The 4793-nt window shown below is 72.9% G+C and carries 6 protein-coding genes; 4 read left to right on the top strand and 2 right to left on the bottom strand.

Translation table 11 applies throughout. The features are described from left to right. Positions 1-108 precede the first annotated feature (108 nt). From hypD to VMI11_06930, 4 genes are all read left to right on the top strand, one after another. Entirely contained in the window at positions 109-1224 is a 1116-nt protein-coding gene (gene hypD / locus VMI11_06945) for a hydrogenase formation protein HypD (protein HTY72148.1), read from the top strand. Continuing rightward, complete coding sequence (hypE, locus tag VMI11_06940) at positions 1217-2293, top strand: hydrogenase expression/formation protein HypE (GenBank protein ID HTY72147.1); 1077 nt, start codon at positions 1217-1219, stop codon at positions 2291-2293. Before hypD ends, hypE begins: the two co-directional genes overlap by 8 nt. 7 nt (positions 2294-2300) lie before the next feature. Further along, complete coding sequence (locus VMI11_06935; protein HTY72146.1) at positions 2301-3110, top strand: hypothetical protein; 810 nt, start codon at positions 2301-2303, stop codon at positions 3108-3110. Positions 3111-3212: 102 nt separating this feature from the next. Then, complete coding sequence (locus tag VMI11_06930; protein ID HTY72145.1) at positions 3213-4070, top strand: HPF/RaiA family ribosome-associated protein; 858 nt, start codon at positions 3213-3215, stop codon at positions 4068-4070. Positions 4071-4126: 56 nt separating this feature from the next. On the opposite strand, the gene VMI11_06925 is transcribed toward VMI11_06930, so the two are convergent. Together VMI11_06925 and VMI11_06920 are read right to left on the bottom strand one after the other, a co-directional pair. After that, positions 4127-4480, bottom strand: a complete 354-nt coding sequence (locus VMI11_06925; protein HTY72144.1) for a ribulose bisphosphate carboxylase small subunit — start codon at positions 4478-4480, stop codon at positions 4127-4129. Between the two features lie 25 nt (positions 4481-4505). After that, positions 4506-4793 (bottom strand): RuBisCO large subunit C-terminal-like domain-containing protein (locus VMI11_06920; GenBank protein HTY72143.1); only part of this gene is annotated, 288 nt, incomplete at its 5' end.

Here is a 4793-nt window from a genome sequence, read left to right as displayed (position 1 = left end):
GACGCTCGCGCTGTTCGAGGAGCTCGGCGTGCTCGAGGAGGAGCTCGGCGCGGCGGACGTGCCCGACGGGCCGCCGGGTGCGGCGCTGAGCGCGGGGGAGGTGGCCCCGTGAAGTACCTGGACGAGTTCCGCGACCCGGTGCTCGCCCGTCACCTGCTGGATGAGATCGACCAGACCGTCACCCGACCCTGGGCGATCATGGAGGTCTGCGGCGGGCAGACCCACTCGATCATCCGGCACGGCATCGACCAGTTGCTGCCTGAGGGTGTGGAGTTCATCCACGGACCCGGCTGCCCGGTGTGCGTCACGCCGCTGGAGATGATCGACCAGGCGCTGGAGATCGCCGCGCGGCCGGAGGTCGTGTTCTGCTCCTTCGGCGACATGCTCCGCGTGCCGGGCAGCCGGCACGATCTGTTCCAGGTACGGGCGCGCGGCGGCGACGTACGCGTCGTCTACTCGCCGCTGGATGCTGTACGTCTCGCGGAGGCCAACCCCGAGCGCGAGGTGGTCTTCTTCGCGGTCGGTTTCGAGACCACCGCCCCGCCCAACGCGATGGCCGTGGTCCTCGCCCGCCGCCTCGGGTTGCGCAACTTCTCGATGCTCGTCAGCCACGTCCTGGTACCGCCGGCGATGACGGCGATCCTCGACTCCCCCACCTGCCGCGTTCAGGGCTTCCTGGCCGCCGGCCACGTCTGCACGGTCATGGGGACGTCGGAGTACGTGCCGATCGTCGAGCGCTACGACGTACCCGTCGTCGTGACCGGCTTCGAGCCGCTGGACATCCTCGACGGCGTCCGACGAGTCGTCCACCAGCTCGAGGACGGCGAGGCCCGGCTCGAGAACGCCTACGCCCGCGCGGTGACCGCCGAGGGCAACCGGGCGGCGCAGGCGGTGATCGCCGACGTGTTCGAGGTGTGCGACCGTTCGTGGCGCGGGATCGGGGTGATCCCGCAGTCCGGCTTCCGGCTCTCCGAGCGCTACCGCGAGTTCGACGCCGGGATCCGCTTCGGTGTCGACGGCATCTCCGTCGAGGAGTCGCCGCTGTGCCGGGCCGGCGAGGTGCTCCAGGGGCTCATCAAGCCGCACCAGTGCGAGGCGTTCGGGACCGCGTGCACCCCGCGCACTCCGCTGGGGGCGACGATGGTCTCCTCGGAGGGAGCGTGTGCGGCGTACTACCACTTCCGCCGCCTCACGATCCCGGTCGAGGTGACCAGCCGTGGCTGAGATCCTCGACCCGCTGGCCTGGACCTGCCCGCTGCCGCTGCGCGACACCGAACGCGTCGTCCTCGGCCACGGCGGGGGCGGCAAGCTGTCCAGCGAGCTCATCGAGCACCTGTTCCTGCCGGCCTTCGGGACCGACGGACTCGCCGCGGCGCCCCGCGACTCGGCGGTGCTGGACGCCGGGTCGGCCCGGCTCGCCTTCACGACCGACTCCTACGTCGTGCAGCCGCTCTTCTTCCCCGGAGGCTGCATCGGCGACCTCGCCGTCAACGGCACGGTCAACGACCTGGCGATGAGCGGTGCCGTGCCCCTCGGTCTGTCCGCCGGTTTCATCCTCGAGGAGGGGCTCGAGCTCGAGGTCCTCGGGCGGGTCGCCGAGGCGATGGGGCGGGCGGCCAAGCGGGCCGACGTACGGCTGGTCACCGGGGACACCAAGGTCGTCGGCCACGGCGCCGCCGACGGTCTCTACGTCAACACCAGCGGCGTCGGCCTCGTCCCGCCCGGCGTCGACGTGAGCCCCGAGGCCGCGCGGCCGGGCGACGTCGTCGTCGTCTCCGGCCCGGTCGGCGAGCACGGGGTCGCGATCCTCAGCGTGCGCGAGGGCCTGGAGTTCGGCACCCGGATCGACACCGACTCCGCGCCGCTCTCCGGACTGGTCCAGGCGATGCTCGCCGCCTGCCCCGGCGGCGCGGGCCGTGGCGTGCACGCCCTGCGCGACCCCACTCGCGGCGGTCTCGCCGGCACGCTGTGCGAGATCGCCGAGGCCGCCGGGATCGGCGTACGGCTCGACGAGGCCTCGGTGCCGGTGCCCGAGGGCGTCGCGGCGGCCTGTGGCTTCCTCGGGCTGGACCCGTTGCACGTGGCCAACGAGGGCAAGCTCGTCGCCTTCGTCGACCCGGCCGTCCTCGACGACGTCGTCGCCGCCATGCAGGCGGACGAGCACGGGCGGCACGCCACCGTGATCGGGACGGTGGTCGACGAGCACCCGGGCATGGTGGTCGGTCGTACGGCCTTCGGCGCCACTCGCGTCATCGACCGACCGCTGGGTGAGCAGCTGCCCCGGATCTGCTGAGGCAGGGATGACGCGCGCCTCGATCCGCCAGACCGACGACGTCGTCGGCTTCCAGTGGCTGACGTCGCACGGCGAGCCGGCCACCTTGGCGGAGGTCGTGGCCGAGCCGGACAGCGAGCCCGGCCGTCTGCTGCCGACCCACCTCGAGGCGCTCGACGACGTCCTCGTCGGCGCCGTCGGGCGATGGGGCCGCGTCCTCGGCGGGGGACGCCCACCCGACCCGACCGAGCGGGTGGAGCTCGACGCGCTGCAACGGGTCCTCGACCGGCTCTGCATGGAGTACGCCGACGCCCTGCGGGCGTCGCCGGCCCGACCCGACCTGCGAGCCGGCCAGATCGTGGGCACCGCCGCGCTCGTGGGCCGGCGGGCGAGGCTCGCCCTCGGCCGGGCGACGCCCGAGCCGCTCGCGGGCCAGCTGGACGCTCCTCCGGTCGGGGTGGTCTCCGGCTACGCCGACCTGGTGCTCGTCGACCCCGACCGGCCGGGGCTCGGGGCCCGCTGGGTGGTCCGGACCGAGGACGGCAGGCGGCTGCCGGCGACGCTGGACATGCTTCTGCACGACAGCTCCGGCGTACGCCGGGAGGCCGCGCTCGACGAGCACCGGGCGGCGCTTCGTGCGGTCGTGGCCGCCGAGGGGACGACCGGGGCGGACCCGTCGACCTGGGCTGCGTCGTTGGAGTGGCTCCTCGACGAGCTGGTGCTCGCGATGCGCGAGTCGAGGTCGAGCGCCGCCGTGACCCTCCGTCGCTTCGACGACGCGGGCCTCATCGTCTCCGCAGCAGCCGCCGCCGCCCGCGCACGCGCGGCCTCCGGCTGACCGGCCAGCCGTCGCCGCGCCCGACCTCGGGGGACCTTGGGCCCTGGCGAGAGCTCGGCGCCGCGAGCAGCCTCGGATGCGTAGGAGACTCGCAGCGACCCGATGGTGACGAACACACGCGACGTGGCGGTCGAGACGCTGCTCGGACAGCATCGGCGGCAGACCATGACCACCTCGTTCTCCGAAGACGTCATTCCCGTGCACACCCAGGGTGAGGTGACCGAGGCCGAGATCGAGTACGCGCGCAAGCGCGTCCACGCGGTCCTTCGCTACGCCCGCGACCCGGTCCTGTTCGCCAACATCCGGCTGACGCGCCTCGCGGACCGGGCCCTGGCCCGGCCGGCCGTGGTCCAGGTCAACGTCGACCTGGACGGGCGGCTGATCCGCGCCCAGGTCGCGAGGCCGACCATGACCGAGGCCGCCGACGAGGTGCACGACCGGCTACGTGAACGGATCCGCCGCGCTGCGGGCGACTGGGAGGACATCCGCGGCGAGCGCCCGTCGGAGGACCCGCACGAGTGGCGGCACACCACGGCGCCGAGCGAGCGGCCACCGTACTTCCCGCGCCCGGTCGAGGACCGCGAGGTGATCCGGCACAAGGCGTTCACCCCGTCCCGGCTGACCGTCGACGAGGCCGCGTTCGACATGGGCATGCTCGACTACGACTTCCACGTGTTCACCGAGGAGGGCACCGGCCAGGACAGCGTGCTCTACCGCACCGGGGACGGCGGCTACCGCCTGGCGCAGGTGGAGCCCCGGCCGGATCGGGTCGCCGCCGAGGTGACGCCGGTGACGGTCAGCCCGATCCCCGCGCCCACGCTCACCGAGGAGGAGGCGACCGAGCGGCTGGAGGAGTCAGGGATGCCGTTCGTCTTCTTCCGGGACGAGCGCACCCACCGAGGCTGCGCCCTCTACCACCGCTACGACGGCCACTACGGCCTCATCACCCCGGCCGGCTGACCCGGCCGCCGGATCCTGCTCCGCGGGTCAGACCCGGCCATCGGATCCGGCTGCGGTCAGACCTGGCCGCGGTGGACGACGAGGGCCAGCCCCTGGGTCTGGCGGCGCCCGTCGTAGCCGATCAGGCGGACGTGGTCGCCGGGGTGGGCGTCTCGGCACTGGTCGGCCTCGGTGAGGACGACCTCGGGATCGAGCTCACCGAACATCGGCAACTTCCACATGTACCAGTAGGTGTCCACCGCCCGCGAGGGCTCGACGTGCTCCACGGAGCACGTCCAGCCCTTGCCGATCATGTACTCGACCTGTCGGCGCACCTGCTCGCGGGTGAGCGGCGGCAGGTAGGAGAACGTCCCGAACCTGCGTGATCGCGGGTCGTCCATCCGGGACGCGAAGTCGTGGATCGTGGTCATGTCCTGCTCCGTTTCGGTGCGCCCGTCAGGCGGTCGCGAGCTTGTCGACGACGTCGTACTCGAACCTGACTTCCTTCCAGGTCTCCATGGCGATGGCGAGCTCCGGGCTGTGCCGGGCCGCCGACGTGAGGATCTCGCGCGACTCCTTCTCCAAGTCCCGGCCCTCGTTGCGCGCCATGACGCACGCCTCGAGCGCGACCCGGTTCGCCGTCGCGCCGGCGGCGTTCCCCCAGGGGTGGCCGAGCGTCCCGCCGCCGAACTGCAGCACCGAGTCGTCGCCGAAGATGGACACGAGCGCGGGGATGTGCCACAC

It is taken from the genome of Actinomycetes bacterium (assembly GCA_035506535.1).
Classification (GTDB): domain Bacteria; phylum Actinomycetota; class Actinomycetes; order DATJPE01; family DATJPE01; genus DATJPE01.
This window is presented reverse-complemented; position numbering and strand designations above follow the sequence as displayed.

Bases quoted from the DNA above. Each gene is read 5' to 3' on its own strand.
- VMI11_06935 (HTY72146.1), top strand. From the start codon at position 2,301: ATGACGCGCGCCTCGATCCGCCAGACCGACGACGTCGTCGGCTTCCAG.
- VMI11_06930 (HTY72145.1), top strand. From the start codon at position 3,213: ATGGTGACGAACACACGCGACGTGGCGGTCGAGACGCTGCTCGGACAG.
- VMI11_06925 (HTY72144.1), bottom strand. From the start codon at position 4,480: ATGACCACGATCCACGACTTCGCGTCCCGGATGGACGACCCGCGATCA.